This window comes from Sphingomonas crusticola, from assembly GCF_003391115.1.
Taxonomy (GTDB): Bacteria; Pseudomonadota; Alphaproteobacteria; order Sphingomonadales; family Sphingomonadaceae; genus Sphingomonas_I; species Sphingomonas_I crusticola.
On the sequence record NZ_QTJP01000001.1, the window covers coordinates 2371127 to 2397805 of the forward strand.

General features: G+C 63.3%; 39 protein-coding genes. 35 read left to right on the plus strand and 4 right to left on the minus strand.

What is annotated here, in order from left to right; genetic code table 11:
- Positions 1-3: 3 nt before the first annotated feature.
- Together DX905_RS11265 and DX905_RS11270 are read right to left on the minus strand one after the other, a co-directional pair.
- Positions 4-213 (minus strand): helix-turn-helix domain-containing protein, encoded by a 210-nt coding sequence (locus DX905_RS11265; protein WP_116091423.1) that lies wholly within the window; start codon positions 211-213, stop codon positions 4-6.
- Entirely contained in the window at positions 213-719 is a 507-nt protein-coding gene (locus DX905_RS11270) for a DUF2975 domain-containing protein (protein WP_116091424.1), read from the minus strand. The genes DX905_RS11265 and DX905_RS11270 overlap by 1 nt, the downstream gene beginning before the upstream one ends.
- A 124-nt stretch (positions 720-843) precedes the next feature.
- Between DX905_RS11270 and DX905_RS11275 the strand changes: the two genes are divergently transcribed.
- Positions 844-2127 carry a Xaa-Pro dipeptidase gene (locus tag DX905_RS11275; RefSeq protein WP_116091425.1) on the plus strand — a complete coding sequence of 428 codons (1284 nt, stop codon included), beginning with the start codon at positions 844-846 and terminating at the stop codon, positions 2125-2127.
- Positions 2127-3056, plus strand: coding sequence for a cation diffusion facilitator family transporter (locus DX905_RS11280; RefSeq protein WP_116091426.1), 930 nt, complete (start codon positions 2127-2129; stop codon positions 3054-3056). The genes DX905_RS11275 and DX905_RS11280 overlap by 1 nt, the downstream gene beginning before the upstream one ends.
- Here the strand turns inward: DX905_RS11280 and DX905_RS11285 are convergent.
- On the minus strand, positions 3032-4528 hold the full coding sequence (locus DX905_RS11285) for an ArnT family glycosyltransferase (RefSeq protein WP_162875577.1): 1497 nt from the start codon (positions 4526-4528) through the stop codon (positions 3032-3034). The genes DX905_RS11280 and DX905_RS11285 overlap by 25 nt on opposite strands.
- A gap of 308 nt (positions 4529-4836) precedes the next feature.
- On the opposite strand from DX905_RS11285, the gene rpsL reads away from it, so the two are divergent.
- The 33 genes from rpsL to DX905_RS11450 all read left to right on the plus strand — a co-directional run bounded on the left by rpsL (position 4837) and on the right by DX905_RS11450 (position 25996).
- Complete coding sequence (rpsL, locus tag DX905_RS11290) at positions 4837-5208, plus strand: 30S ribosomal protein S12 (protein ID WP_116091428.1); 372 nt, start codon at positions 4837-4839, stop codon at positions 5206-5208.
- Between the two features lie 52 nt (positions 5209-5260).
- Positions 5261-5731, plus strand: coding sequence for a 30S ribosomal protein S7 (gene rpsG, locus DX905_RS11295; protein ID WP_116091429.1), 471 nt, complete (start codon positions 5261-5263; stop codon positions 5729-5731).
- Between the two features lie 90 nt (positions 5732-5821).
- Positions 5822-7897, plus strand: a complete 2076-nt coding sequence (gene fusA, locus DX905_RS11300) for an elongation factor G (protein WP_116091430.1) — start codon at positions 5822-5824, stop codon at positions 7895-7897.
- Between the two features lie 80 nt (positions 7898-7977).
- Entirely contained in the window at positions 7978-9168 is a 1191-nt protein-coding gene (gene tuf, locus DX905_RS11305; protein ID WP_116091431.1) for an elongation factor Tu, read from the plus strand.
- 116 nt (positions 9169-9284) lie between these two features.
- A complete protein-coding gene (gene rpsJ / locus DX905_RS11310; protein WP_116091432.1) occupies positions 9285-9593 on the plus strand; it encodes a 30S ribosomal protein S10 in 309 nt (102 codons plus the stop codon).
- A gap of 288 nt (positions 9594-9881) precedes the next feature.
- Positions 9882-10628 carry a 50S ribosomal protein L3 gene (gene rplC, locus DX905_RS11315; protein ID WP_116091433.1) on the plus strand — a complete coding sequence of 249 codons (747 nt, stop codon included), beginning with the start codon at positions 9882-9884 and terminating at the stop codon, positions 10626-10628.
- 2 nt (positions 10629-10630) lie between these two features.
- Positions 10631-11260, plus strand: a complete 630-nt coding sequence (gene rplD / locus DX905_RS11320; protein ID WP_116091434.1) for a 50S ribosomal protein L4 — start codon at positions 10631-10633, stop codon at positions 11258-11260.
- Positions 11253-11570, plus strand: a complete 318-nt coding sequence (locus tag DX905_RS11325) for a 50S ribosomal protein L23 (RefSeq protein WP_116091435.1) — start codon at positions 11253-11255, stop codon at positions 11568-11570. The genes rplD and DX905_RS11325 overlap by 8 nt, the downstream gene beginning before the upstream one ends.
- Before the next feature lie 4 nt (positions 11571-11574).
- On the plus strand, positions 11575-12414 hold the full coding sequence (gene rplB, locus DX905_RS11330) for a 50S ribosomal protein L2 (RefSeq protein WP_116091436.1): 840 nt from the start codon (positions 11575-11577) through the stop codon (positions 12412-12414).
- A gap of 2 nt (positions 12415-12416) precedes the next feature.
- Positions 12417-12692: a 30S ribosomal protein S19 gene (gene rpsS, locus DX905_RS11335; RefSeq protein ID WP_116091437.1), complete on the plus strand. Its 276-nt coding sequence runs from the start codon at positions 12417-12419 to the stop codon at positions 12690-12692.
- The gene (gene rplV, locus DX905_RS11340) at positions 12692-13069 is read left to right on the plus strand and encodes a 50S ribosomal protein L22 (RefSeq protein WP_116091438.1); all 378 of its coding nucleotides are present in this window, start codon (positions 12692-12694) and stop codon (positions 13067-13069) included. The genes rpsS and rplV overlap by 1 nt, the downstream gene beginning before the upstream one ends.
- Positions 13069-13764, plus strand: coding sequence for a 30S ribosomal protein S3 (gene rpsC / locus DX905_RS11345; RefSeq protein WP_116091439.1), 696 nt, complete (start codon positions 13069-13071; stop codon positions 13762-13764). Before rplV ends, rpsC begins: the two co-directional genes overlap by 1 nt.
- Positions 13765-13827: 63 nt before the next feature.
- On the plus strand, positions 13828-14259 hold the full coding sequence (gene rplP / locus DX905_RS11350) for a 50S ribosomal protein L16 (protein ID WP_116091440.1): 432 nt from the start codon (positions 13828-13830) through the stop codon (positions 14257-14259).
- 4 nt (positions 14260-14263) lie between these two features.
- The gene (rpmC, locus tag DX905_RS11355) at positions 14264-14467 is read left to right on the plus strand and encodes a 50S ribosomal protein L29 (protein WP_116091441.1); all 204 of its coding nucleotides are present in this window, start codon (positions 14264-14266) and stop codon (positions 14465-14467) included.
- A gap of 9 nt (positions 14468-14476) precedes the next feature.
- On the plus strand, positions 14477-14737 hold the full coding sequence (gene rpsQ, locus DX905_RS11360; RefSeq protein WP_116091442.1) for a 30S ribosomal protein S17: 261 nt from the start codon (positions 14477-14479) through the stop codon (positions 14735-14737).
- A 15-nt stretch (positions 14738-14752) separates the two neighbouring features.
- Complete coding sequence (gene rplN / locus DX905_RS11365; RefSeq protein ID WP_116091443.1) at positions 14753-15124, plus strand: 50S ribosomal protein L14; 372 nt, start codon at positions 14753-14755, stop codon at positions 15122-15124.
- Positions 15124-15441 (plus strand): 50S ribosomal protein L24, encoded by a 318-nt coding sequence (gene rplX, locus DX905_RS11370; RefSeq protein ID WP_116091444.1) that lies wholly within the window; start codon positions 15124-15126, stop codon positions 15439-15441. Before rplN ends, rplX begins: the two co-directional genes overlap by 1 nt.
- Complete coding sequence (rplE, locus tag DX905_RS11375; RefSeq protein ID WP_116091445.1) at positions 15434-16018, plus strand: 50S ribosomal protein L5; 585 nt, start codon at positions 15434-15436, stop codon at positions 16016-16018. The genes rplX and rplE overlap by 8 nt, the downstream gene beginning before the upstream one ends.
- A gap of 50 nt (positions 16019-16068) precedes the next feature.
- Positions 16069-16374 (plus strand): 30S ribosomal protein S14, encoded by a 306-nt coding sequence (gene rpsN, locus DX905_RS11380; protein WP_116091446.1) that lies wholly within the window; start codon positions 16069-16071, stop codon positions 16372-16374.
- 10 nt (positions 16375-16384) lie between these two features.
- The gene (rpsH, locus tag DX905_RS11385) at positions 16385-16780 is read left to right on the plus strand and encodes a 30S ribosomal protein S8 (RefSeq protein WP_116091447.1); all 396 of its coding nucleotides are present in this window, start codon (positions 16385-16387) and stop codon (positions 16778-16780) included.
- A complete protein-coding gene (rplF, locus tag DX905_RS11390) occupies positions 16780-17313 on the plus strand; it encodes a 50S ribosomal protein L6 (protein WP_116091448.1) in 534 nt (177 codons plus the stop codon). The genes rpsH and rplF overlap by 1 nt, the downstream gene beginning before the upstream one ends.
- Positions 17313-17669, plus strand: a complete 357-nt coding sequence (rplR, locus tag DX905_RS11395; protein WP_116091449.1) for a 50S ribosomal protein L18 — start codon at positions 17313-17315, stop codon at positions 17667-17669. Before rplF ends, rplR begins: the two co-directional genes overlap by 1 nt.
- Complete coding sequence (rpsE, locus tag DX905_RS11400; RefSeq protein ID WP_116091450.1) at positions 17670-18380, plus strand: 30S ribosomal protein S5; 711 nt, start codon at positions 17670-17672, stop codon at positions 18378-18380.
- Positions 18381-18385: 5 nt separating this feature from the next.
- A complete protein-coding gene (gene rpmD / locus DX905_RS11405) occupies positions 18386-18562 on the plus strand; it encodes a 50S ribosomal protein L30 (protein WP_116091451.1) in 177 nt (58 codons plus the stop codon).
- Between the two features lie 48 nt (positions 18563-18610).
- Positions 18611-19141, plus strand: a complete 531-nt coding sequence (gene rplO, locus DX905_RS11410; protein ID WP_116091452.1) for a 50S ribosomal protein L15 — start codon at positions 18611-18613, stop codon at positions 19139-19141.
- A 103-nt stretch (positions 19142-19244) separates the two neighbouring features.
- Positions 19245-20606, plus strand: a complete 1362-nt coding sequence (gene secY, locus DX905_RS11415) for a preprotein translocase subunit SecY (protein ID WP_116091453.1) — start codon at positions 19245-19247, stop codon at positions 20604-20606.
- On the plus strand, positions 20603-21271 hold the full coding sequence (locus DX905_RS11420) for an adenylate kinase (protein WP_116091454.1): 669 nt from the start codon (positions 20603-20605) through the stop codon (positions 21269-21271). The genes secY and DX905_RS11420 overlap by 4 nt, the downstream gene beginning before the upstream one ends.
- Before the next feature lie 188 nt (positions 21272-21459).
- Positions 21460-21828: a 30S ribosomal protein S13 gene (gene rpsM, locus DX905_RS11425; RefSeq protein ID WP_116091455.1), complete on the plus strand. Its 369-nt coding sequence runs from the start codon at positions 21460-21462 to the stop codon at positions 21826-21828.
- A gap of 60 nt (positions 21829-21888) precedes the next feature.
- Positions 21889-22278, plus strand: a complete 390-nt coding sequence (rpsK, locus tag DX905_RS11430) for a 30S ribosomal protein S11 (protein ID WP_116091456.1) — start codon at positions 21889-21891, stop codon at positions 22276-22278.
- Positions 22279-22370: 92 nt separating this feature from the next.
- Positions 22371-23438 (plus strand): DNA-directed RNA polymerase subunit alpha, encoded by a 1068-nt coding sequence (locus DX905_RS11435; protein ID WP_116092508.1) that lies wholly within the window; start codon positions 22371-22373, stop codon positions 23436-23438.
- Between the two features lie 115 nt (positions 23439-23553).
- Entirely contained in the window at positions 23554-23970 is a 417-nt protein-coding gene (gene rplQ / locus DX905_RS11440; RefSeq protein ID WP_116091457.1) for a 50S ribosomal protein L17, read from the plus strand.
- Between the two features lie 122 nt (positions 23971-24092).
- Positions 24093-25652: a glutamine-hydrolyzing GMP synthase gene (gene guaA / locus DX905_RS11445; protein WP_116091458.1), complete on the plus strand. Its 1560-nt coding sequence runs from the start codon at positions 24093-24095 to the stop codon at positions 25650-25652.
- Positions 25649-25996 carry an arsenate reductase gene (locus DX905_RS11450; protein ID WP_116091459.1) on the plus strand — a complete coding sequence of 116 codons (348 nt, stop codon included), beginning with the start codon at positions 25649-25651 and terminating at the stop codon, positions 25994-25996. Before guaA ends, DX905_RS11450 begins: the two co-directional genes overlap by 4 nt.
- A gap of 40 nt (positions 25997-26036) precedes the next feature.
- Here DX905_RS11450 and DX905_RS11455 read toward each other — a convergent pair whose 3' ends face one another.
- On the minus strand, positions 26037-26669 hold the full coding sequence (locus tag DX905_RS11455; RefSeq protein WP_116091460.1) for a class I SAM-dependent methyltransferase: 633 nt from the start codon (positions 26667-26669) through the stop codon (positions 26037-26039).
- Positions 26670-26679: the final 10 nt, after the last annotated feature.

The following is a 26679-nucleotide window of genomic DNA, read 5'->3' on the forward strand; positions in this document are numbered from 1 at the left end:
GCGTCACTCCTCGCGTGTGAAGATGATCAGTTCGCCAGGCTGGCAATCGAGTTCGCGGCAGATCGCCTCGAGAGTGGAGAAGCGGATCGCGCGCGCCTTGCCGGTCTTCAGGATCGACAGATTGGCGAGCGTGATATCGACGCGCTCCGCCAGTTCGGTGAGCGTCATCCGGCGCTGGTGCAGCAATTCGTCGAGCCGGATCTCCACCGGCATCAGACGGTCCCCTCGATCTCGTCACGCATCTCCGCGCCCTGGCGGAAGACGCGCGCCAGGATGAACAGCAGCAGCACCGCCAGCCACCCGGTGAGGCCAAAGCTCCACGGAATCGGTTTGTGCGCGATCGACCCGATGTGGAGCGCCAGCGCGCCGAAGCAGAGATCCAGAAGCTGAATGGCAAGTAGCGCCCAGGCGATATGGTGCAGCCGCGCCGCGTTCGCCAATTGGAATGGATCGCCGGCATCCAGCGTGGCCAGGATCGCCAGCAGCCGCCGGAACAGGATGTCCACGGCAAAAACGACGGCTATGCCGATGGCAACCAGGCCTTCGACCGCGCGCAGGAGCGCGTGCTCATACCCCGGGTAGGCGTCGCGCATGATGACGTGGGTGGCAAATGGGGCCGTGCCAGTGGCGAGCAGTGCCAGCAACACGACTGCTCCGGCAAAGAACAACCAGTTCCCCGTGTTGAGTATCAGCAACAGCCAGCGCGACACCCGCAACATCCGCCTTCTCCTTATCGATAATCAATATACAAGTTATCGATAGTCGGCAAGAGGCTTCGATGGCAGCGCATTGCCACCGCGCCCACTCGCGCTAGACAGGACGTTCGCTACACAAGGGGAATATATGCCGCGCTTCGGATCTGCCGTGATGGCATTGGTGCTGGCCGCAAGTTCGGGCCAGGCGGCGACGGTCGTCACCGCCGCGCATATGCTCGATCCTGCCAAAGGCGTGATCGTCGACAATCCGGTGATCGTGATCGGCGACGACGGCCGCGTGACGTCGCTCGTCTCGGGCAACGCTGCCCGGCCCAACATTCCGGCGGACGCCAAGCGGATCGACATGGGCGATGTCACCATCCTGCCGGGGCTGATCGACATGCACGTCCACCTTACCAGCGATCCGACTTTGTCCGGCTATCAAGGCCTGGAATATACGGACAATTTCTGGACCGTGGTCGGCGTCGCCAATGCAAAGCGTACGCTCGAAGCGGGTTTCACGACGGTGCGCAACGTCGGCTCCGCCAATTATGACGACGTCGCGCTGAAGCAGGGGATCGACCGCGGCTACGTACCGGGGCCGCGGATCGTGCCGGCGACCTATGCGATCGGCGTCACCGGCGGCCATTGCGACGCCACCGAATTCCCGCCCTCGGTGAAGGTGCCGACGCCCAACATCGCCAACAATCCTCAGGATTTCCGCGGCCTCGTCCGCACGCTGCGCAAGTATGGCGCCGAGGTGATCAAGGTGTGCATGACAGGCGGCGTGCTGTCGAAGACGGACTCGGTCGGCGCGCAGCAGCTTTCCTTCGACGAGATCAAGGCGATCGTCGACGAGGCGCACATGCTCGGCATGCGGGTGGCGGTCCACGCCCACGGCACCGATGGCATCAACGATGCACTCCGTGCGGGCGTCGACACGGTCGAGCATGCCAGCCTCGCCAATGCCGAATCGTTCAAGCTCGCCAGGGCACATGGCGCCTGGTTCAGCATGGACATTTACGATGACGATTACATCCTGGCCGAAGGCGCCAAGAACGGCGTGTTCGCCGAGAGCCTGGCCAAGGAGAAGGAGATCGGCCGCAAGCAGCGCGAAACCTTCCGCGACGCCCATGCGGCAGGCGTGAAGATGGTGTTCGGAACCGACGGCGGCGTTTATCCCAACGGCAATAACGCGCTGCAATTCGCCAAGATGGTGGAATGGGGCATGACGCCGGTCGAGGCAATCCGCGCCGCCACTTCGGAGGCCGCGATCGCGCTCAACCGCGTCAACGATGTCGGTCAGCTCACCCCCGGCCATTATGGCGACATCGTCGCGGTCGCCGGCGATCCGACCAGGGACGTCCGCCTGCTCGAACATCCTTCGTGGGTGCTCAAGGGTGGGCAGGTCGTCACCAGCCCCGCGCGCTGATGGCTGAGAGCAACAACAAGCTCGTCTTGCTGGCGGCGCTCGGCGCCAACCTCGGTATTGCCGTCGCCAAGTTCGTAGCGGCGGCATTTACCGGATCCTCGGCCATGCTGACCGAGGGCTTCCACTCGGTGGTCGATTCCACCAACCAGCTGCTGCTGCTTTATGGCGAGCGCGCGTCGCAGAAGCCGGCCGATGAGATCCATCCGCTCGGCTATGGGCGCGAGCTGTATTTCTGGAGCTTCGTGGTCGCGATCCTGATCTTCGCGACCGGCGCCGGTCTGTCGATCTACGAAGGCGTGCATCACATCATGGCGCCGGAGCCGATCGAGGATGCGACGATCGCCTATGTCGTGCTCGGCGTCTCCTTCCTGCTGGAAGGCGCTTCCTGGCTGACAGCGTTGCGCGAGTTTCGCGTCACGCAGGGCGAGCTCGGCTGGTGGAAGGCGATACGGCGATCCAAGGATCCGGCCACCTTCATCGTTCTGTTCGAGGATTCGGCCGCCATGTTTGGGCTGGTCGTGGCCGCGATCGGCGTGTTCCTGGCACATTGGACCGGCAATCCGACCTGGGATGGAGCGGCCTCGGTCGTCATTGGGACAGCGCTCGCGATCGTCGCCTTCATGCTGGCGCGTGAATCGAAGGGCCTGCTGATCGGCGAGCGCGCCGACCCGCGCATGGTCGACGCCATCCGGGCCGCCTTCGACGATCGGCCGGAAGTCACCGGGGTGCAGGAGGTCATCACCATCCACATCGCCCCGCAAAAGGTCTATGTTTCCGCCAGCGTCGATTTCGAGGATGATGTTCCGGTTGGCGCCATCGAGCGCCTGATCGCGGAGACAGAGGCATCGCTGCGTCAGGCCTGGCCGCAAATCACCAGCGTTTACATCAAGCCGAAGGCCGCGGTTCAGTCGGCCGGCACCACGATGTAAAGATCGTCGGGCAGGACCTGCGCCACCCGATACCGCGTTTCCATCAGCCGGTAGAAATCGTCGGGCAGGCGACCGCGTCCGGCCATATAGCGATTGTCGCGCAGCTCGACGAACGCCCCGATCTGCTTGCGGGCGATCTGCTCGCGTAGCCCGATCGGATCGTGGCCTTTGCGTAATTTCTGCCCGTAATTGGAAACGTCGAGCGCATAGGGCTTGCCCGACCAATAGCATAAGGCCGGCCGCTCGCATGCCACCGCGCCGGGCTGGCGGGCGAGCAAGGCAATCGCCTGCTGCCAGCGTGCGTCGGTCTGCTTCATCGCAGAGGCTTCGCGCAGATTCTCCGGCGCCTTGCGCGCGACCCGCGCCGCCAGCGGGGCGACCATGACCGCCAGCACCGCAAGCCGCAGCCACACCGACCGTAGCCCGATCATCCCGCACGAGAGGACGATGCCGGCAAGGATCGTGAGCGCGATCGCGCCGTCGAAATGGGCATTTTGCGACACGCCGACGCCGAGCCGTTCGAAGATACCGACCAGGACCGCGATCGGCGCGAAGATGAGCAGCAAGGAGATGCGCGGATCGCGTGGGCGGGAATAAGCGAGTAGGCCCGCGAGCAGCATCTCGGGCAAGGTATAGCTCACCGAATGAAGCGCACCGCCGATGAGCTTCACACTGACGATGCGCTGATGGTGGAGTACCTGGTCGAAAAAGGGATGGCCATAGATCAAGGCCAATGCCGCCAGCGCCGCACCGCCGGCGACGGCAGCGGTGACAAGCCAGATGGCCAGGCCGCGACGATGATAGAAAGCGAGCCAGACCGTCGTCGCGATCGGCAGCGCCACCTGGTTATGCTTGATCAGGCCGCCCAGCAGCATCAGCAAGCAGGCTGCGACCAGTCGGGCGCGGGACGGCATCTCTGCCGTGCGTCCGATCAGGAGCAACAGGCTCGCCACCATCGGCGCTTCCGCCAGCCATTGCGGGTCGTCGGCAGCGAGATAACGCTGCGCGACCGTGGCGATGATCAGCAGGAACACCGCCGCGGCGGCCGCGCCCCACCAGCGGGACCCGCCGAATCGCGCGATGATCCGTTCGATCAGCAGTGTCGTCGCGATGAGGCTGCCAAGACAGATGATTCGCCCGGCGATGATCGGATCGCCGATCAGCCGCCCGAATCCGCCGACAATGTAGAAGGACAGGGGCGGATAATTGTTGCTGATCGGCGATGCCGCATCGGTGTAGAGCGGCTGGCCGGCCAGCGCGCGTGCCGTCCAATAGGCGTTCCAGCCTTCGTTATTGTTCCACGACACGTGGAAAGGCAGTGCCGCGAGCGGCCAAGCAAATTGCACGGTGAGCGCGGCGAGAATTACTAGCCACAGCGCCGTAAACAGCCATCGCGGCGCTCTTCCAGCCGCTGGCTGAAATGGGTTTGTTTCGGCAGGGCTCGCGGCCGGCGCGGTAAGCAGTTCGGGCATTGGGGCCGCCTTGCCGCAGAAAGCTGCACGGTTCATGAACCAAGCAATCGATCCATCTCGGGCCGATGGTTCGCGATGGCATGGATCAATCGCTGGTCCAAGGGTTTGCGGCCCTCCGACGGTTGACCGACAGCGCTGCTCTCGATATAGGGCGCGCCGTCCGCACGGCCCCTGGCCGGTGTCGGGCAGCATGAACATTGCCGGTGCCTGCCATGGCCCGGGGGGTCTTAATGACCGCCGGGGCCGTCGTGCATTTCGCGCGAACGTTTGGGCACGGTAAAGTAACCGCATGAAAGGTGAAGGCTTCAATGCCGACGATTAACCAGTTGATCCGCAAGGGTCGTGAGCCGCAGATCGCCAAGTCCAAGGTGCCTGCGATGGAAAAGAACCCGCAGAAGCGTGGCGTTTGCACGCGCGTCTATACCACGACCCCGAAGAAGCCGAACTCGGCTCTGCGCAAGGTTGCCAAGGTTCGCCTGACCAACCAGCGCGAAGTGATCAGCTACATTCCCGGCGAGGGCCACAACCTTCAGGAGCATTCGGTGGTCCTGATCCGCGGCGGTCGTGTGCGCGACCTTCCCGGTGTGCGTTATCACGTTCTGCGCGGCGTGCTGGACACGCAGGGTGTCAAGAACCGCAAGCAATCCCGCTCCAAGTACGGCGCCAAGCGTCCGAAGTAAGCCGATCGGCATATCGTTCGATCACCCGGCTGAAGTTTAGAGGAAGAAAAAGATGGCTCGTCGTCGTCGTCCAGAAAAGCGCGAAATCCTGCCCGATCCCCGGTTCGGCGATGTCGTGCTGTCCAAGTTCATGAATTCCGTCATGCTCGACGGCAAGAAGTCCACCGCGGAGAGCATCGTCTATGGTGCGCTCGAGACGGTCGAGACGCGTGCCAAGCGCGAGCCGCTCGGCGTGTTCCATGATGCGCTCAACAATATCCGTCCGGGTATCGAAGTGCGCAGCCGCCGCGTCGGTGGCGCCACCTATCAGGTTCCGGTCGAGGTTCGCCCCGAGCGTAGCCAGGCATTGGCGATCCGCTGGCTGATCACGGCCGCACGCGGCCGTTCGGAGCATACCATGTCGGCCCGCCTCTCGGGTGAGCTTATGGATGCCGCCAATAACCGCGGCAACGCGGTCAAGAAGCGCGAAGACACGCACCGCATGGCGGAAGCGAACCGCGCCTTCTCGCACTACCGCTGGTAAGGCCGGACGCTCTAGCGCCCGCTTAAATCATACCTACATAGTGGGGAGCTGGATCGTCCGGCTCCCCACATCGCTAAGGAAGTTCACGTCATGGCCCGCAGCCATCCGCTCGACATGTATCGCAACATCGGCATCATGGCCCACATCGATGCCGGCAAGACGACCACGACCGAGCGAATCCTGTATTATACCGGCAAGTCCTACAAGATCGGCGAGGTCCATGAGGGCACCGCCACCATGGACTGGATGGAGCAGGAGCAGGAGCGCGGGATCACGATCACGTCGGCTGCGACGACGTGCTTCTGGAACGATCACCGCATCAACATCATCGACACCCCCGGCCACGTCGACTTCACGATCGAAGTCGAGCGTTCGCTGCGCGTCCTCGACGGTGCGGTTGCCTGCTTCGACGGCGTTGCCGGCGTTGAGCCGCAGTCGGAAACCGTCTGGCGCCAGGCCGAGAAATATCACGTGCCGCGCATGTGCTTCGTCAACAAGCTCGACCGTACCGGCGCGAGCTTCGAGCGCTGCGTCGACATGATCAAGGATCGCCTGGGCGCCCGCCCGGCCGTCCTGTATCTCCCGATCGGCATCGAGGGCGGCTTCAAGGGCCTCGTCGATCTCGTCGAGAACCGTGCGATCATCTGGCTCGAAGAGTCGCTGGGTGCGAAGTTCGAATATCAGGACATCCCGGCCGACATGGCCGATGCCGCTGCCACTGCCCGTTCCGAGCTGATCGAAATGGCGGTCGAGCAGGACGACGACATCATGGAGGCGTATCTGGAGGGCACCGAGCCCGACACCGCTACCCTGAAGAAGCTGATCCGCAAGGGCACGCTCAACTTCTCGTTCGTGCCGGTGCTGTGCGGCTCGGCGTTCAAGAACAAGGGCGTGCAGCCCCTGCTGGACGGCGTCGTCGATTACCTGCCGAGCCCGCTCGACATCAAGGACGTCGAGGGTCTGAAGCTCGACGGCGAGACCCCCGATTCGCGTCCGCCGCGGGACGATGCGCCGATGTCGGCGCTCGCCTTCAAGATCATGAACGATCCGTTCGTCGGCACGCTCACCTTCGCCCGTATCTATTCGGGCAAGATGGACACCGCCTCGGTCGTGTTGAACTCGGTCAAGGACAAGAAGGAAAAGGTTGGCCGCATGCTGCTGATGCATGCCAACAGCCGCGAGGACATCCAGGAAGCGTTCGCGGGCGACATCGTCGCGCTCGCCGGTCTCAAGGATACCACCACCGGCGACACGCTCTGCGCGCAAAATGCTCCGATCATCCTCGAGCGGATGGAATTCCCCGAGCCCGTGATCGAGCTGTCGGTGGAGCCGAAGACCAAGGCCGACCAGGAAAAGATGGGCGTCGCGCTCAATCGCCTGGCCCGCGAAGATCCGTCGTTCCGCGTGTCTTCGGACAATGAGAGCGGCCAGACCATCATCAAGGGAATGGGCGAGCTCCATCTCGAGATCCTGGTCGATCGCATGAAGCGCGAGTTCAAGGTCGAGGCGAACATCGGTGCGCCGCAGGTGGCCTATCGCGAATCGCTCAGCCGCAAGGTCGATGTCGATTACACCCACAAGAAGCAGTCGGGTGGCTCGGGTCAGTTCGGCCGCATCAAGATCACGGTCGAGCCGGGCGAGCGCGGCCAGGGCGTCCTGTTCGTCGACGAGGTCAAGGGCGGCAACGTTCCGCGCGAATATATCCCGTCGGTCGAGAAGGGCATCCGCGAGATCGCCGCGACCGGATCGAAGATCGGCTTCCCGATCATCGATTTCACCGCCACGCTGACTGACGGCGCCTACCATGACGTCGACTCGTCGGCGCTGGCGTTCGAAATCACTGCCCGCGGCGCGATGCGCGAAGCGGCCCAGAAGTCGGGCATCAAGATCCTCGAGCCGATCATGAAGGTCGAGGTCGTGACGCCGGAAGATTATCTGGGCGACGTCATCGGTGACTTGAACAGCCGCCGCGGACAGATCCAGGGCACCGACAGCCGGGGCAATGCCCAGGTGGTCGAGGCGATGGTCCCGCTAGCGAACATGTTCGGCTACGTGAACCAGCTCCGCTCCTTCACCCAGGGGCGCGCGCAGTACACAATGCAGTTCAGCCATTACGACGAGGTTCCCGCGAACGTCGCCGAAGAGGTGGTCGCAAAGCTGGCATAAGCCGAAAAAGCTGCTATTGGCGCGCTCCGCGAGCGGGGCGTGCCCCTTTCTCCCAATATTTCGAAGCAAGGTAGGAAATCATGGCTAAGGCTAAATTTGAGCGGACGAAGCCGCACTGCAACATCGGCACCATCGGCCACGTCGACCATGGCAAGACGTCGCTCACGGCCGCCATCACCAAGGTTCTCGCCGAAACCGGCGGCGCGACCTTTGTAGACTATGCCAATATCGACAAGGCTCCCGAAGAGCGCGAGCGCGGCATCACCATCTCGACCGCACACGTCGAGTATGAGACGCAGGCCCGCCACTATGCCCACGTCGATTGCCCGGGCCACGCCGATTATGTGAAGAACATGATCACCGGCGCTGCGCAGATGGACGGCGGCATCCTCGTCGTTTCGGCCACTGACGGCCCGATGCCGCAGACCCGCGAGCACATCCTGCTCGCACGCCAGGTCGGCGTGCCGCAGCTTGTCGTGTTCATGAACAAGGTCGACTTGGTCGACGACGCCGAGATCCTCGAGCTCGTCGAGCTGGAAATCCGCGAACTGCTGTCGTCCTACGACTTTGACGGCGACAACATCCCCGTCATCCAGGGTTCGGCGGTTTGCGCACTCAACGGCACCAAGCCCGAGATCGGCCATGCTGCCGTGCTCAAGCTGATGGAAGCTGTCGACACGTTCATCCCGCAGCCCGATCGTCCGCTGGACAAGCCGTTCCTGATGCCGATCGAGGACGTGTTCTCGATCTCCGGTCGCGGCACGGTCGTCACCGGTCGCGTCGAGACGGGCGTCGTCAAGGTTGGCGAGGAAGTCGAGATTGTCGGTCTGACCGACACGAAAAAGACCGTCGTCACCGGCGTCGAAATGTTCCGCAAGCTGCTCGACAGCGGCCAGGCGGGCGACAATATCGGCGCGCTGCTGCGCGGCGTTGGCCGTGACGACGTTGAGCGTGGCCAGGTTCTCTGCAAGCCGGGTTCGATCAAGCCGCACACCGAATTCTCGTCGGAAGTCTACGTGCTGTCCAAGGAAGAGGGTGGCCGTCACACGCCATTCTTCGCCAACTACCGCCCGCAATTCTACTTCCGCACGACCGACGTGACCGGCGAAGTCGTCCTCCCCGAGGGCACCGAGATGGTCATGCCGGGCGACAACGTGAAGCTGGGCGTCAAGCTCATCGCGCCGATCGCGATGGAGCAGGGCCTGCGTTTCTCGATCCGCGAAGGCGGTCGTACCGTCGGCGCCGGGGTTGTCAGCTCGATCACCGCGTAATATAAGTACGTCATCGCAGCCGCCCGACTCCCTCTGCGGAGTCGGGCGGTTTGCTTTTTATGAGAGGGGCGTACCTTTAGGGATCGCCCCCAGGCTCTTTCGCATCGGTAGGAACCATGGACAGCAATATCCGCATTCGCCTGAAGGCGTTCGACCATCGCGTGCTCGATCAGGCAACCGGCGAGATCGCCGACACCGCCCGACGTACCGGCGCACTGACCCGTGGACCCATTCCCCTGCCGACGCGCATTGAAAAGTTCACGGTCAACCGTGGCCCGCACATCGACAAGAAGTCGCGCGAGCAGTTCGAGGTTCGCACCTTCAAGCGCCTGCTTGATATCGTGCAGCCGACCCCGCAGACTGTCGACGCTTTGATGAAGCTCGATCTTGCTGCAGGTGTTGATGTTGAGATCAAACTCGCGTAAGCGAGCCGCTCTCGACAAGAGATTCGGTCTTTGACCGCTCCCCGACGAAAGTTGGGGTCCAGCTAAACCGCTGGAACTGGACTCCGGCTTCTGCTGGGGAACACGAAATTCGAGGGATACCGGTCGGCTTTGCCGGCGCCTGCGTCCCCGCCATTCGCTCTCGAGCGGATCTCTGGCCCAGGCGGGGGCACGCAGTTTCATTGGGCTGGGCTTCGGGAACACCCGGAGCCTTTTTCGTTGGCAAGCTCTCCGCTTACGCGGCGAGCCTCTGGTTGGAAGGAATTGATCATGCGCACCGGCGTGATCGCGAAGAAGATGGGGATGACCCGGCTGTTCCAGGACGACGGGCGCCATGTGCCCGTGACCGTTCTGCAGCTCGAAGGTCTCCAGGTCCTTGCCCGCAAGGAAGAGGCCCGTGACGGCTACGTCGCGGTACAGCTCGGCGCGGGCGTGGCCAAGGCCAAGAACGTTGCAAAGCCGCAGCGCGGCCATTTCGGCAAGGCCGAAGTCGAGCCCAAGGCTTATGTTGCCGAATTCCGCGTGACCGAGGACAATCTCCTCGATGTCGGCGCGGAGATTTCGGCCGAGCATTTCGTCGCCGGCCAGATGGTCGACATCCAGGGTCGCACCCAGGGCAAGGGCTTCCAGGGCGGTATGAAGCGCTGGGGTTTCGGCGGCCTGCGCGCCACCCACGGCGTCTCCGTCTCGCACCGTTCGCTTGGTTCGACCGGTCAGCGCCAGGATCCGGGCAAGGTCTTCAAGAACAAGAAGATGGCCGGTCACATGGGTGACAAGAATCGCACGCAGCAGAATCTCGAGATCGTACGCACGGACGCCGAGCGCGGTCTGCTCTACATCAAGGGCTCGGTGCCCGGTTCGAAGGGTGGCTGGGTCCTCGTCAAGGATGCCGTCAAGCTTCCGGGCCATAAGGACGCGCCGAAGCCGGCCGGCCTGAAGGCCGCCGCCAACAGCAACAGCAACAATGCCGCTCCGGTCGTTGACACGCCCGAAGTCGCCGAAGGCCAGGAGGGCTGATCATGAAAATTCAGGTCAAGAACCTCGATGGATCGTCGGAGAAGGGCGACCTCGAACTGAACGACGCGATCTTCGGGATCGAGCCGCGTGCCGACATCCTGCACCGGGTCGTCACCTGGCAGCTCGAGAAGCGTCGCGGCACCGCCCGCGGCACCCGCGAGCGCTCCGATGTCGCGCGTACCGGCAAGCGTCTGGGCAACCAGAAGGGCGGCGGTACTGCTCGTCACGGCGATCGTGCGGCCCCGATCTTCATCGGCGGCGGCAAGGCGCACGGCGCGCGTGTTCGTGACTTCAACCCGAGCCTCAACAAGAAGGTTCGCGCCCTCGGCCTGAAGATGGCGCTCAGCGCCAAGGCCAAGGACGGCAACCTGGTCGTGATGAGCGGCCTCGATGTGGCGGAAGGCAAGACCAAGACGCTCGCGACGCAGCTCGAGACGCTCGGTTTCGGCAAGAAGGCATTGGTGATCGACGGCGACGCGATCAACGTCAGCTTCGCGCACGCATCCGGCAATTTGCACGGTGTGAACCTGCTGCCGGCAGTAGGCGCCAACGTCTACGACATCCTTAAGGCCGACACGCTGGTGCTGACGCGCGCGGCGATCGAAAAGCTGGAGGCGCGTTTCAATGGCTAAAAAGCCGGCCAAGACGACGGTGGACAACCGTCATTACGACGTGGTGCTCGCGCCCCACATCACCGAAAAGTCGACCATGCTCTCCGAGCATAATGCAGTCGTCTTCAAGGTGGCGGGCGACGCGACCAAGCCCGAGATCAAGGCCGCCGTCGAGGCGCTGTTCTCGGTCACGGTGACGGGCGTCAACACGATCGTCACCAAGGGTAAGACCAAGCGCTGGAAGGGCGAGCCCTACAAGCGTTCGGACTCCAAGAAGGCAATCGTGACCCTGGCCGAAGGCCAGCAGATCGATATTACGACGGGAATCTGAGGCGATGGCGCTCAAAAATTACAATCCGACGAGCCCGGCTCGCCGCGGCCTGATCCTGATTGACCGTTCGTCGCTCTACAAGGGCAAGCCGGTCAAGGCGCTGACGGTTGGTCTGACCAAGTCCGGCGGCCGCAACAACCAGGGCCATGCGACTGCGCGCGGCATCGGTGGCGGTCACAAGCAGAAGTATCGCTTCATCGATTTCAAGCGTCGCAAGTGGGACGCGCCGGCTACGGTCGAGCGGATCGAATATGATCCCAACCGTTCGGCGTTCATCGCGCTGGTGAAGTATGAGGACGGCGAGCTCGCCTACATCATCGCACCGCAGCGGCTTGCCGTCGGCGACACGATCGTCTCCGCCAAGAAGACGGACGTGAAGCCCGGTAACGCGATGGAAATCGGCCAGGCCCCGGTCGGAACGATCGTCCACAATGTCGAGATGAAGCCCGGCAAGGGCGGTCAGATCGCACGTGCGGCGGGCACTTATGTGCAGATCGTCGGCCGCGACAAGGGCATGGTGATGGTCCGCCTCAACTCGGGCGAGCAGCGCTACGTGCATTCCAACTGCATGTGCACCGTGGGCGCCGTGTCCAACCCGGATAATGGCAACCAGAATTTGGCGAAGGCCGGCCGCAACCGCTGGCTCGGCTATCGTCCGCTTACCCGCGGCGTCGCCAAGAACCCGGTCGACCATCCGCACGGCGGCGGCGAAGGCCGTACTTCGGGCGGCCGTCATCCGGTCACCCCGTGGGGCAAGCCGACGAAGGGTCACCGTACCCGCAAGAACAAATCGACCGACAAGATGATCATCCGGTCGCGTCATTCGACCAAGAGGAAGGGCTAACAATGGCTCGTTCAGTCTGGAAGGGCCCGTTCGTCGAACTGAGCCTTCTGAAGAAGGCATCGGCCGCACAGGACGGTGGCACGCGTGGTGCGATCAAGACCTGGTCGCGTCGCTCAACGATCATGCCGCAATTCGTCGGCCTGACCTTCAATGTTTATAACGGCCGCAAGTTCGTGCCGGTGTCGGTCAACGAGGACATGGTGGGCATGAAGCTCGGCGAGTTCGCGCCGACCCGCTATTTCCCCGGCCACGCCGCGGACAAGAAGGGTAAGCGCTGATGTCTAAGCCAGCATCCCCCCGCAAGGTTGGCGACAAGGAAGCCCTTGCCGTCGATACGTCGGTTCGTGGCAGCCCGTACAAGCTCAATCTCGTTGCGGGCCTGATCCGCGGCAAGAAGGTCGGCGACGCGCTCAACATCCTGTCCTTCTCCACCAAGGCGATGGCTGTCGATGTTCGCAAGTGCCTGGCCTCGGCCATTGCGAATGCCGAGAACAATCACAATCTCGACGTCGACGCGCTGGTCGTGAAGGAAGCGTCGGTTGGCAAGGGCCTCGTCATGAAGCGCTTCGCCACCCGTGCCCGCGGCCGCAGCGCGCGCATCGTCAAGCCGTTCAGCCGCCTTCGCGTGGTCGTCCGCGAGCAGGAAGAAGCATAATGGGTCATAAATCCAACCCCATCGGCCTGCGGCTGCAGATCAACCGCACCTGGGACAGCCGCTGGTATGCCGAGGGCGAGAGCTACGCGAAGCTGCTGCTGGAGGATCTCAAGATCCGTCAGTACATCTTCAAGACGCATCCCCAGGCTGCGATCTCGAAGGTCGTCATCGAGCGTCCGGCCAAGCTGGCCCGTATCTCCGTCTATGCCGCACGTCCAGGCGTGATCATCGGCAAGAAGGGTGCGGACATTGAAAAGCTGCGCCGCACGCTTGGCAAGATGACCTCGTCGGAGGTGAGCCTCAACATCGTCGAAATCCGCAAGCCGGAAGTCGACAGCAAGCTCGTCGCCCAGGGCGTCGCCGATCAGCTCGAGCGCCGGATTGCTTTCCGTCGTGCCATGAAGCGCGCCGTTCAGTCGGCGCTGCGTCTTGGCGCGGAGGGCATTCGTATCACCTGTGCGGGCCGCCTTGGCGGTGCCGAGATCGCGCGGACCGAATGGTATCGCGAAGGTCGTGTGCCGCTGCATACGCTGCGCGCGCACGTCGATTATGCCGAGGCTGAGGCGCACACCGCCTATGGCGTCTGCGGCGTCAAGGTCTGGATCTTCAAGGGTGAGATCCTCGGCCACGATCCGCTGGCGCAAGAACGCCTCATGATGGAAGCTCAGACCTCGGGGGTCCGTCCGGCGCGCTGATAGGATTTTCCTATCAGTCTGCCTGATCGGCCGTCGTCACGGTGTCAGAAGGTTAGATAAGACATGCTGCAACCGAAGCGCACCAAGTTCCGCAAGGCCCATAAGGGCCGCATCCATGGCGACGCCAAGGGCGGGACCGCGCTCAATTTCGGCGCGTTCGGCCTCAAGGCGCTTGAGCCGGAGCGGATCACTGCCCGCCAGATCGAAGCGGCCCGCCGCGCGATCACGCGTCACATCAAGCGCCAGGGGCGTTTGTGGATCCGTATCTTCCCGGACATTCCGGTGTCGTCGAAGCCGGCCGAGGTCCGCATGGGCTCCGGTAAGGGCGCGCCCGAATTCTGGGTTGCGCGCGTAAAGCCCGGCCGCATCCTGTTCGAGCTCGACGGCGTTCCGGGCCCGATCGCTCGCGTCGCCTTCGAGCGCGCGATGGAAAAGCTGCCGATCAAGACCAAGGTCGTCGCCCGTCTGGGCGAGTCCGTGCACGAGGCTGTGTAAGACAATGGCGAAGATTGCAGATCTCAAGGTCGCGACCGACGACCAGCTTTCGACCCAGCTCGGTGAGCTGAAGCGCGAGCAATTCAACCTGCGTTTTCAGGCAGCCACGAACCAGCTCGAAAAGCCGAGCCGCGTTCGCGAGGTTCGCCGCACGATCGCGCAGATCAAGACCCTGCAGACCGCTCGCGCGGCTGCGGCAAGCAAGTAGGAGCATCACATGCCGAAGCGCGTGCTGACGGGAACGGTGGTCTCCGACAAGACCGACAAGACGGTGGTGGTCTCGGTCGAGCGGCGGGTGAAGCACCCGCTCTATGGCAAGATCATCAAGCGTTCGAAGAAGTATCATGCCCATGATGAGGGCAACGTTTTCAAGGAAGGCCAGACGGTCCGCATCGAGGAGTGCGCACCGATCTCCAAGCTGAAGACGTGGAAGGTCATCGGTGAAGTCGGCGCCCAGTCGCCGGCCGCCGCAGCGTAAGGAAGGACTGACACAATGATTCAGATGCAGTCCAACCTGGACGTGGCCGATAATTCGGGTGCCAAGCGCGTCCAGTGCATCAAGGTGCTGGGCGGCTCCAAGCGTCGTTTCGCTTCGGTCGGCGACGTCATCGTCGTTTCGATCAAGGAAGCCGCTCCCCGCGCCAAGGTGAAGAAGGGCGACGTTCACCGTGCGGTGATCGTGCGTACCGCCAAGGACATCAATCGCGCCGACGGTTCGACCATCCGCTTCGACGGCAATGCCGCCGTGCTCATCAACAAGAATAACGGGGAGCCGATCGGCACCCGTATCTTCGGCCCGGTCGTGCGCGAGCTGCGTGCCGCCGGTCACATGAAGATCATTTCGCTCGCGCCCGAGGTGCTGTGATGTCTGCTGCAAGGATCAAGAAGGGTGACCGCGTCGTCGTCCTGTCCGGCAAGGACAAGGGCAAGACCGGTGACGTAACCCAGGCGATGCCGAAGGACGGCAAGGTTGTCGTGTCGGGCGTGAATATCGCGACCCGCCACCGCAAGCCGACCCAGGCGAACCCGCAGGGCGGGCTCGAGCGCCGCGAAGCGCCGATGCACATTTCCAAGGTTGCGATCGCGACCAAGGACGGCAAGCCGACGCGGGTGCGTTTCGAAACCCAGGACGGCAAGAAAGTCCGCATTGCGGTCAAGACCGGGGAGAAAATCGATGGCTGATGCAGCCAACAAGCCCCGCCTGAAGAAGCTGTACGAAGACAGCATCGTCAAGGCGATGACCGAGAAGTTCGGCTACAAGAATGTCATGGAAGTGCCCCAGCTCGAGAAGATCGTGCTGAACATGGGCGTGGGTGAAGCCACCCAGGACAAGAAGAAGGTCGAGAAGGCCGCGGCCGAGATGACCAAGATCGCCGGCCAGCGCGCCGTCGTGACCAAGGCCAAGAAGTCGATTGCGCAGTTCAAGCTGCGTGAAGGCATGCCGATTGGCTGCAAGGTGACGCTGCGTCGCGAGCGGATGTACGAGTTTCTCGACCGCTTCGTGACGATCGCGCTGCCGCGCGTCCGCGATTTTCGTGGCCTCAACGACAAGGCGTTCGATGGCCGCGGCAATTATGCGACCGGCCTCAAGGAACAGCTGATCTTCCCGGAGATCAGCTATGACGAGGTCGATCAGGTTCGCGGAATGGACGTGATCGTGGCGACTTCCGCAAAGACCGACGAGGAGGCGCGCGAGCTTCTCCGCCTGTTCGGTTTCCCGTTCCCGCAGCCTGTCGTTGAAGAGAAGAAGGCTGCGTAATCTGCTCCCGTCGTCCGGCAAGGCCGGGCGAGGTTTAAGGACTTAAGTCGATGGCGAAACTGAGTTCGATCAACAAGAATGAGCGTCGCAAGAAGCTCGTTAAGAAGTATGCGGGCAAATATGCCCGTCTGCGCGCGATTGCGGACGACGAGTCCAAGGACTTTCAGGAGCGCTGGGAAGCGCGCCTGAAGATGGCCGAGATTCCTGCCAACGGGAATCCGACGCGCGTGCGTAACCGCTGCGCGATCACCGGGCGTCCGCGCGCTGTCTATCGCAAGTTCGGCCTGGCGCGCGTCATGCTGCGCCATCTGGCAACGCGGGGGATGATCCCCGGCGTCGTCAAGTCGAGCTGGTAAGGGCTAGAATATGTCGATCACTGATCCACTGGGCGATCTGCTCACCCGCATCCGCAACGGCCAGCGCGCCCGCAAGGACAGCGTCACGTCGCCGGCTTCCAAGCTGCGCGCTCGCGTGCTCGATGTTCTGCAGCGCGAAGGTTATATCCGTGGCTACTCGGAAGAGCAGCTCGGCGACCATCCCGGCCTGCGCATCGAGCTCAAATATTTCGAGGGGCAGCCTGCGATCCAGCATGTTGCGCGTATTTCGAAGCCGGGCCGCCGCGTCTATTCGGGCTCGAAGGAGCTGCCGCGTGTCCGCAACGGCCTTGGCATGACCATCGTTTCAACGCCGCGTGGCGTTCTGTCCGACGCGGAAGCGCGCGACCAGAATGTCGGCGGCGAAGTGCTCGCGGAGGTGTTCTGATGAGCCGCATCGGTAAGAAGCCGGTTCCCGTCCCCGCAGGCGTGACCGCAAACATCGAAGGCAAGGTCCTGTCGGTGAAGGGTGCCAAGGGCACGCTCACCCTCGATCTGGTCGACGACGTCAATTACGACATCGGCGACGGTGGCGTGACCGTCACCCCTGCGAACGACACGAAGCGGGCGCGCTCCTTCTGGGGCATGCAGCGCACGATGGTCGCGAACCTGATCACCGGCGTGACGGAGGGCTATACCAAGCAGCTCCAGATCACCGGCGTCGGCTATCGCGCCAACGTTCAGGGCAAGAATCTGAAGCTGCAGCTCGGCTACAGCCACGATGTCGATTTCGCGATTCCGGAAGGGATCACGATCGCGACGCCGGATCAGACTACGGTCAACATTTCCGGTATCGACAAGCAGCAGGTCGGCCAAGTGGCCGCGGAGATCCGTCGCTGGCGCAAGCCCGAGCCCTATAAGGGCAAGGGCATCAAATATGCCGGCGAGTTCATCTTCCGCAAGGAAGGGAAGAAGAAGTAATGGCCAAGGGTCTCTCACTGTTCGAGCGCCGCCGTCGCCGCGTGCGCACCGCGCTCAAGGCACGTGGCGGTCTTCGCCCGCGTCTGTCGGTGCATCGCTCCGGCAAACATATCTATGCGCAGATCATCGACGATGCGGCGGGAACGACCGTCGCAGCTGCCTCGACGCTGGAAAAGGACGTGCGTAGCGCGTCCGGCGCCAACGTCGATGCCGCCCAGTCGGTGGGCAAGCGTGTCGCCGAGCGTGCCAAGGCGGCCGGCGTGACAACCGTCGTGTTCGATCGCGGCGGCTTCCTGTTCCACGGCCGCGTCAAGGCGCTCGCCGATGCCGCCCGCGAAGGCGGATTGGAGTTCTAAATGGCTGACGAAGTTCAGAACGAGGCCCCTGCGGCCGAAGCCCCCGCCACCGAAGGCGCACCGCGCGAAGCGCGTGGCCCGCGCGGCGGCCGTGGCCGTGGCGGCAATGACAATCGGGGCGGCGGTAACCGCCGCAACGATCGTGGTCGTCGCGACAATAATCGCGAGGAAGGCGGCGAGGAACTGGTCGAGAAGCTGGTTCACATCAACCGCGTTTCCAAGACCGTGAAGGGCGGCAAGCGCTTCGGCTTTGCGGCACTCGTCGTCGTGGGTGACGGGTCGGGCCGGGTCGGCTTCGGCCACGGCAAGGCACGCGAAGTGCCGGAAGCCATCTCCAAGGCGACTGCGGCGGCGAAGAAGGCCATGATCCGCGTTCCGCTCAAGGACGGCCGCACCCTGCATCATGACGGCATGGGCCATTTCGGCGCAGGTCGCGTCTACGTCCGCACGGCACCTGCCGGCACCGGCATCATCGCCGGCGGCCCGATGCGCGCCGTGTTCGAGAGCCTCGGCGTGCATGACGTGGTGACCAAGTCGGTCGGTACCAGCAACCCCTACAACATGATCCGTGCGACCTTCGAGGCGCTCGGCGAGCAGACGAGCCCACGCTCGGTCGCGCAGCGCCGGGGCAAGAAGATTGCCGACCTGCTGCGTCGCGGCGGGGCCTCGATCGAGGCCGCCGAAGCCGACGCTGCGGCCGTGGTGGAGTAAGACAGATGGCAACCATCAAGATTACCCAGACCGGATCGCCGATCCGTCGCGTCGCCAGCCAGCGCGCGACCCTGATCGGTCTTGGCCTCAACAAGATGCACAAGACCAGCGAACTCCAGGACACGCCTGAAGTGCGCGGAATGATCCGCAAGGTACAACATATGGTGAAGGTGGAGGGCTAAACCCCTCCGCCTCATCCAGCGCGACAAAAGCGAAAGCGAGTGCAGACGATGAAGCTCAACGAAATCAAGGACAATGACGGCGCCCGCAAGAGCCGGATGCGCGTTGGACGCGGCATCGGCTCGGGCAAGGGCAAGACCGCGGGTCGTGGCCAGAAGGGCCAGAAGAGCCGCACCGGCGTCTCGATCAACGGCTTCGAGGGCGGCCAGATGCCGCTCCACATGCGTATCCCGAAGCGCGGCTTCAACAATATCTTCGCCAAGGATTATGCCGAGGTGAACCTCGGTCAGATCGAAAAGCTGGTCCAGGCCGGCAAGCTCGACGCCAACGGCACGATCGACCATGCCGCGCTCAAGGCGGCCGGCGTCGCCCGTGGCGGCAAGCATGGCGTGCGGATCCTCGCCAAGGGCGAATTCTCGTCCAAGCTCAGCTTCAACGTTGCCGGCATCTCCAAATCGGCGCGCGAGGCGATCGAAAAGGCGGGCGGTTCGGTTTCGGTGATCGAAGTGGTTCCGGCCGCCGACAAGGCCAAGGCCAAGAAGGGCAAGACGCTCGCCGCCAACAAGGCTGCGCGCGCATAATCGACACCGGCTTAGACAAGCACGGATCAGCCACTATATGGAGCGGCGGAGGCGGGGACACTGCCCCGCCGCTCTTTTGTTTTCCGGGGTTAGATAAAGTCTGATGGCATCCGCAGCCGAGCAACTGGCCTCCAACGCCAGCCTGTCGCAATTCTCCAAGGCGACCGACCTCAAGCGCCGCTTGTGGTTCACCCTCGGCGCGCTGATCGTGTTCCGTCTGCTGTCCTACGTGCCGCTGCCGGGTATCGATCCGCGCGTGCTCGAATCGCTCTTCAATACGACGAAGGGCGGGGTGATGGACTTCTTCAACACCTTCACCGGCGGCGCGCTGACGCGCATGTCGATCGTGGCGCTGGGCGTGATGCCCTACATCACCGCCTCGATCGTGGTGCAGCTTGCGACCTCGCTCAGCCCCAGCCTTGCCGCCATCAAGAAGGAAGGCGAGAGCGGGCGTAAGAAGCTCAACCAATATACGCGTTACGGCACGGTGCTGCTGACCGCGATCCAGGGCTATTTCATCGCGGTCGGGCTCGAAGCGTGGGGCAGCAGCGCCGGCCAGGTCGCCGTCGTGGTTGATCCGATGCTGTTCCGCTTGACGACAGTCATCACGCTCGTCGGTGGCACGATGTTCCTGATGTGGCTCGGCGAGCAGATCACCACCCGCGGCATCGGCAACGGCGTCAGCCTGATCATCATGGCCGGTATCGTCGCCAGCCTGCCGACCACCGTCGCAAGCGCCTTCGAAGCCGCCCGCACCGGTGCGAGCTCGCCCTTCATGGTGCTCGGCGGCTTCGCGCTCGTGATCGGCCTGATCCTGATCATCTGTTTCATGGAGCGCGCGCAGCGCCGCGTGCTGATCCAATATCCCAAGCGTCAGACCCAGCGCGGCATGATGCAGGCCGACAAGAGCCATCTGCCGCTCAAGATCAACACCGCCAACGTCATCCCGCCGATCTTCGCATCGTCGCTGCTGGCGTTGCCGCTGACGATCACGCAGTTTGCCGGCAAGCACCTCAATGGCGAAAGCCGCTGGGGCGATTTCGTGATCTCGATGAACCAGTGGATCGGCCAGGACACGCCGATGTACTTCGTGCTGTACGCGGCCGGGATCATCTTCTTCTCGTTCTTCTACACCGCGGTGGTGTTCAATCCGGAAGAGACGGCCGACAATCTGAAGCGCTACGGCGGCTTCATTCCCGGCATCCGTCCCGGCAAGAATACCGAGACCTATCTCGATTATGTGCTGACCCGGATCACCGTGATCGGCGCGATCTATCTGACCGCGATCTGCGTGTTGCCGGAAATGTTCATGCCGCGGCACCTGGTCGGCTTTGGCGGCACCAGCCTGCTGATCGTGGTCAACGTGACGATCGACACGGTGACCCAGATCCAGAGCCACCTGCTCGCGCATCAATATGGCGACCTCATCAAGAAGGCTCGCCTCAAGGGGGGCGTGCGCCGATGAAGTTGCTGATCCTGCTGGGACCCCCGGGGGCGGGGAAGGGAACGCAGGCGCAGCATCTGGTATCGCGCTTCGGCCTCGTCCAGCTGTCGACAGGCGACATGCTGCGCCAGGCCGTGAAGGATGGGACCGACGTCGGCCGCAAGGCGGAGGCGATCATGAAGGCCGGCCAGCTCGTGCCGGACGAGATCGTCACGTCGCTTATCTCCGAGCAGCTCGACAAGCATGCCCACGCGCCGGGCTTCATCTTCGACGGCTATCCGCGCACACAGGCCCAGGCTGCTTCGCTCGACGCCTTGCTGGCGGAGCGGGGATTGAAGCTCGATCATGTCATCGAGCTCACCGTGGACGAGGAGGCCCTGGTCGAACGCATCGCCGGCCGCTTCACCTGCGCGCGCTGCAACGAAGGCTATCACGACAAGTTCAAGCTGCCGAAGGTGGCAGGCGTGTGCGACATCTGTGCGTCGACGGAGTTCAAACGCCGGCCCGACGACACGGCAGAAACGGTCCGCGCACGGCTTGCGGTCTATCGCGCGGACACTGCCCCGATCCTCCCTTATTATGAGGCGAAGGGGATCGTCAGCCGCGTCGACGGCATGGCGGATATCGCGACGGTCGGCGCCGCGATCGAGCAGATATTGACGGCCGATCCGGCGCTCTCCGGCTGACGTCGGCTTTGCGCGCGATGCCGGGGCGGTGCTTGACTCGCCTCGCGACTCCGCTTACCTAGCTTTCATCCTACGAACCCGGTTTCCGGCAGCGCTGTGGCGCGTGCCGTGTTTTCGCTGTTCGAGGGCTTAACGCGTCGAGATGGGGCGGCGGCCACCCGCCCTGTGGAGCAGGAGAAGCAAGAACCATGGCACGTATCGCGGGTGTTAATATCCCGACCAACAAGCGCGTCGAGATCGCGCTCACCTATATCCACGGCATCGGCCCGACCAAAGCCAAGGAAATCACCGCCAAGCTCGGCATCGAGCCGGCGCGCCGCGTTCAGGATCTTTCGGACCAGGAGGTCCTTCAGATCCGCGAGACGATCGATGCCAGCTACCAGGTGGAGGGCGACCTTCGCCGCCAGGTGGCGATGAACATCAAGCGGCTGATGGATCTGGCCTGCTATCGCGGCCTGCGCCATCGCAAGGGCCTGCCGGTTCACGGCCAGCGCACGCATACCAATGCGCGCACTCGCAAGGGCAAGGCCAAGCCGATCGCCGGCAAGAAGAAGTAATCGGCCGGTCGAGCCGGTTCACCCGGCTCCCGGTCCTTGCAGTATAGGGATACAGGAATAATGGCACGCGAACCTCAGCGCGTTAAGCGGCGCGAGCGCAAGAACATCACCTCTGGCGTCGCGCATGTGAACGCCAGCTTCAACAACACCATGATCACGATCACCGACGCGCAGGGCAATGCGATTTCGTGGTCGTCGGCAGGCATGATGGGCTTCAAGGGGTCGCGTAAGTCGACGCCTTATGCTGCCCAGGTTGCTGCCGAAGACGCGGGCAAGAAGGCCGCCGAGCACGGCGTCCGCACGCTCGAGGTCGAGGTCAAGGGTCCCGGTTCGGGTCGCGAGAGCGCGCTGCGTGCGCTTCAGGCCGTGGGCTTCCACATCACGTCGATCCGCGACGTGACGTCGATCCCGCACAACGGCGTCCGTCCGTCCAAGCGGCGCCGCGTCTAACATCTGTTTTCCCGGGGCTCCGTCCAGCCCCGTTGTATTTTCGATTTCGGCCGCAGCGGACGCGCCGCGGCCCCAGCCCCGAGGGGACCATGATGGCGATCAATGCCAAGAACTGGCAGGAACTGAAGAAGCCCGTCGCGCTCGACAAGAAGGTCGGCGGCGACACCAAGCGCAAGGCGACCTTCGTCGCCGAGCCGCTGGAGCGGGGCTTCGGTCTCACGCTCGGCAACGCGCTGCGGCGCGTTCTCCTGTCTTCGTTGCAGGGTGCCGCCGTGACCTCGATCAAGATCGAGAATGTGCTGCACGAATTCTCCTCGCTTGCCGGCGTGCGGGAGGATGTCACGGACATCGTCTTGAACGTGAAGCAGATCGCGCTGCGCATGCAGGGCGAGGGCTCCAAGCGCCTTCAGCTGTCGGCAACCGGCCCGGCCGAAGTGACCGCGGGCGACATAGTCACCAGCGGCGACATCGAAGTTCTCAATCCTGAACTGGTGATCTGCCACCTCGACGAAGGCGCGACGCTCAACATGGAGCTGACCGCACAATCGGGTAAGGGCTATGTCCCGGCTTCCGCCAACCGTCCGGCCGATGCGCCGATCGGCGTCATCCCGGTCGATGCGCTTTATTCGCCCGTCCGCCAGGTCGCGTACAAGGTCGAGAATACCCGCGTCGGCCAGGAGCTCGATTACGACAAGCTCACGCTGACGATCGAAACCGACGGCACCGTTACTCCGGACGATGCGATCGCTTATTCCGCCCGCATCCTGCAGGACCAGCTCCAGCTGTTCGTCCACTTCGACGAGGGCATGAGCGTGTCCGCCCCGTCGCAGTCGTCGGCCATGGCGCCGATGGGCGGTGGCGTGACCGAGCCGGAAGCCAATTCGAACCAGCTCAACCGTTTCCTTCTCAAGAAGGTCGACGAGCTCGAATTGTCGGTGCGTTCGGCCAATTGCCTCAAGAACGACAACATCATCTACATCGGCGACCTCGTTCAGAAGACCGAGGCCGAGATGCTGCGCACGCCGAATTTCGGCCGCAAGTCGCTCAACGAGATCAAGGAAGTCCTCGCTTCGATGGGGCTGCGCCTGGGCATGGAAATTCCCGGCTGGCCGCCTGAGAATATCGAGGAAATGGCCAAGAAGCTCGAACAGGAATTCTGATGCGGCGGGGTGCTTCAGCACCGCACCCATCAAGAGGGCTAAGGGCGGTGGCCCAATTCACTGCCGGGCTGGGGGTACCTCGTACGGCCCCCTGACGAACTGAAGGAAGAATATCATGCGTCATCGTGTCGGCGGCCGTAAGCTGCAGCGTACCTCCTCGCACCGTACCGCCTTGTTCCGCAACCAGGCGGCCGCGCTGATCAAGCACGAGCAGATCACGACCACGCTCGCCAAGGCGAAGGAGCTTCGCCCCTATGTCGAGAAGCTGGTCACGCTCGCCAAGAAGGGCGGTCTTTCGAACCGCCGTCTGGCGCATTCGCGCTTGCTCGACGACACCCAGCTGGTGAAGCTGTTCGACGTGATTGGCCCGCGTTATGCCGAGCGCAACGGCGGCTATATCCGCGTCATTCGCGCCGGTATCCGCGCTTCCGACGCGGCCTCGATGGCGGTGATCGAGTTCGTCGATCGCGACGTCTCGGCCAAGGGCCAGGATTCGGGCCCCGTGCTCGAAGAGGAAGCCGAAGCCGCCTGACCCTATCGGTCAGTGTGAATTAGACAGAGGCCCCGGTTTCGACCGGGGCCTTTTCCTTTGGGTATTGACGCGCGGGAGCGTCTTGGCTGGACAAGTTTTCCGCCCCTCCTTATCCGCCGCCCATGAGCGCCGCCCCCACCGATTGCATCCTGATCGTCGACTTCGGCAGCCAGGTCACCCAGCTGATTGCCCGCCGCGTGCGCGAGGCCGGCGTCTACAGCGAAATCGCCCCCTTCAATCAGGCAGATGCCGCGTTCGAGCGGCTGCAACCCAAAGGCATCATCTTCTCGGGCGGCCCGTCATCGGTAATGTGGGATGATAGCCCGCGCGCGCCGCAGCATCTGTTCGATCGTGGCCTGCCGATCCTTGCGATCTGCTACGGCCAGCAGACGATGGCGCACCAATTGGGTGGGCGGGTCGCCCCGTCGGACAGCCGCGAATTCGGACGGGCCTTCATCGACATCGTTGCCGAATCGGCGCTGTTCGACGGGCTGTGGAAGGTGGGCGAAAGCCACCAGGTGTGGATGAGTCATGGTGACCGGGTCGAGGCGCTTCCGGATGGCTTCAAGGTGGTCGCCCAGTCCGCGGGCGCCCCGTACGCGATCGCCACCGACGAGGCGCGGCGCTTCTATTCCATGATGTTCCACCCGGAGGTGGTGCACACACCCGACGGCGGCAAGCTCATTGCCAATTTCGCGCGCCACGTCTGTGGATTGGCTGGCGACTGGACGATGGCGGAATTCCGCGCCGCCAAGATCGCCGACATCCGCGCCCAGGTCGGCGGTGGCAAGGTCATCTGCGGTTTGTCGGGCGGCGTCGACAGCGCGGTCGCCGCAGTCTTGATCCATGAGGCAATCGGCGATCAGCTCACCTGCGTATTCGTCGATCATGGGCTGATGCGGCTGGGCGAAGCTGAGCAAGTGGTCAGCCTGTTCCGCGAACATTATGGCATTCCATTGGTCCACGTCGACTGCAGCGACACGATGCTTGGCGGCCTGGCCGGGCTCACCGATCCGGAAGCCAAGCGCAAATTCATCGGCAAGACCTTCATCGATGTGTTTGATGCCGAGGCGACCAAGATCGGCGGGGCCGATTTCCTGGCGCAAGGGACGCTCTATCCCGACGTAATCGAGAGCGTCAGCTTCACCGGCGGCCCGTCGGTGACGATCAAGAGTCACCACAATGTCGGCGGCCTGCCTGAGCGCATGAAGATGCAGCTGGTCGAGCCGCTGCGGGAATTGTTCAAGGACGAGGTGCGGGTGCTCGGGCAGGAACTCGGCCTGCCGGCGGCGTTCGTCGGACGTCATCCGTTCCCCGGCCCGGGGCTCGCTATCCGCATCCCGGGTGAGGTTACCAAGGAGCGCTGCGACATCCTGCGCAAGGCCGACGCCATCTATTTGGATGAGATCCGCCGCGCCGGCCTCTACGACGCGATCTGGCAGGCCTTCGCCGTCCTGCTGCCGGTGCGCACGGTCGGCGTAATGGGCGACCACCGTACCTACGACAATGTCTGCGCGTTGCGCGCCGTCACCTCGACCGACGGCATGACCGCCGACATCTACCCGTTCGATTCGGCCTTCCTGTCCCGCGTCGCCACCCGCATCGTCAACGAGGTGCAGGGCATCAACCGCGTCGTGTACGATTATACCTCCAAGCCGCCGGGGACCATCGAGTGGGAATGACCGCCACGATCCACGGCATCGAGAATTGCGATACGATGAAGAAGGCGTTCGCCTGGCTGGACGCCAACGGCATCGCCTATGATTTCCACGATTATAAGAAGGCCGGCGTGGCGGAAGATCAGCTTGTCCGCTGGAGTGACATTGCCGGTTGGGAAAAGGTGATCAACCGGGCCGGACCGACGTTCCGCAAATTGCCGGATCACGCCAGGCAAGACCTGGACCAAGCCAAGGCGATCGCGCTCATGATGGGGAATCCATCGATGATCAAGCGTCCGATCCTGGAGGTCGGCGGCGAGCTCGAGATCGGGTTCAAACCCGAGCGGTACGCCGTTCTTTTCCACTAACCGCGCTAAGTATCGGCGGTTCGCGGATCCCTGGAATCCGTCAGGCCTTCACGAACCGATAAGCGAAGCGATCGGTCTTATCCTTGATCGAGGGATCGAACACCTTGATCGCGTGGGGATCGTCCTTGTTCGCGACGATGCTGCTTTCCGCGTCCAGCACGAAGCCGGCCGCCTCGACCTCCGCGCGAACCGACGCAGGGTCGATCCGATGCAGCGCCTGGGTGTCGCTCGTGCCCGACCCGGCGGCGGCGGCGTGGTCGATGATGACGTAGGCTCCGCCGGGCTTAAGCCGCTCATAGACTGCACGATTGAACTCGCCAGCGGTCGCCCCTTTAGCCTGGATCAGCGCGGTGTGGAAATCGTGGTAGAACAGGTGCAACCAAAGGACATCCGCAGGTTCCGTGACCTCCGGCATCGCGACGAGGTCCGCCGAGACCGCCTCGACATTCTCCCGGCCCGGCTCGCCCGCAACCGCCCGCATCTGATCGACTGCGTCTTTCTTGATCTGGACGATTTCGGTCGGCACAAAACCGAAAACCCGCCCTTCGGGGCCGACGACGTCAGAGAAGATACGGGTCCAGTCGCCGTCGCCCGGCCAAACGTCGATGACGGTGGTGCCCACAGCGACACGTGCGAACCGGATCAACTCGGATTGCTTGGCTTGGTCGTACATTGGGACCTCC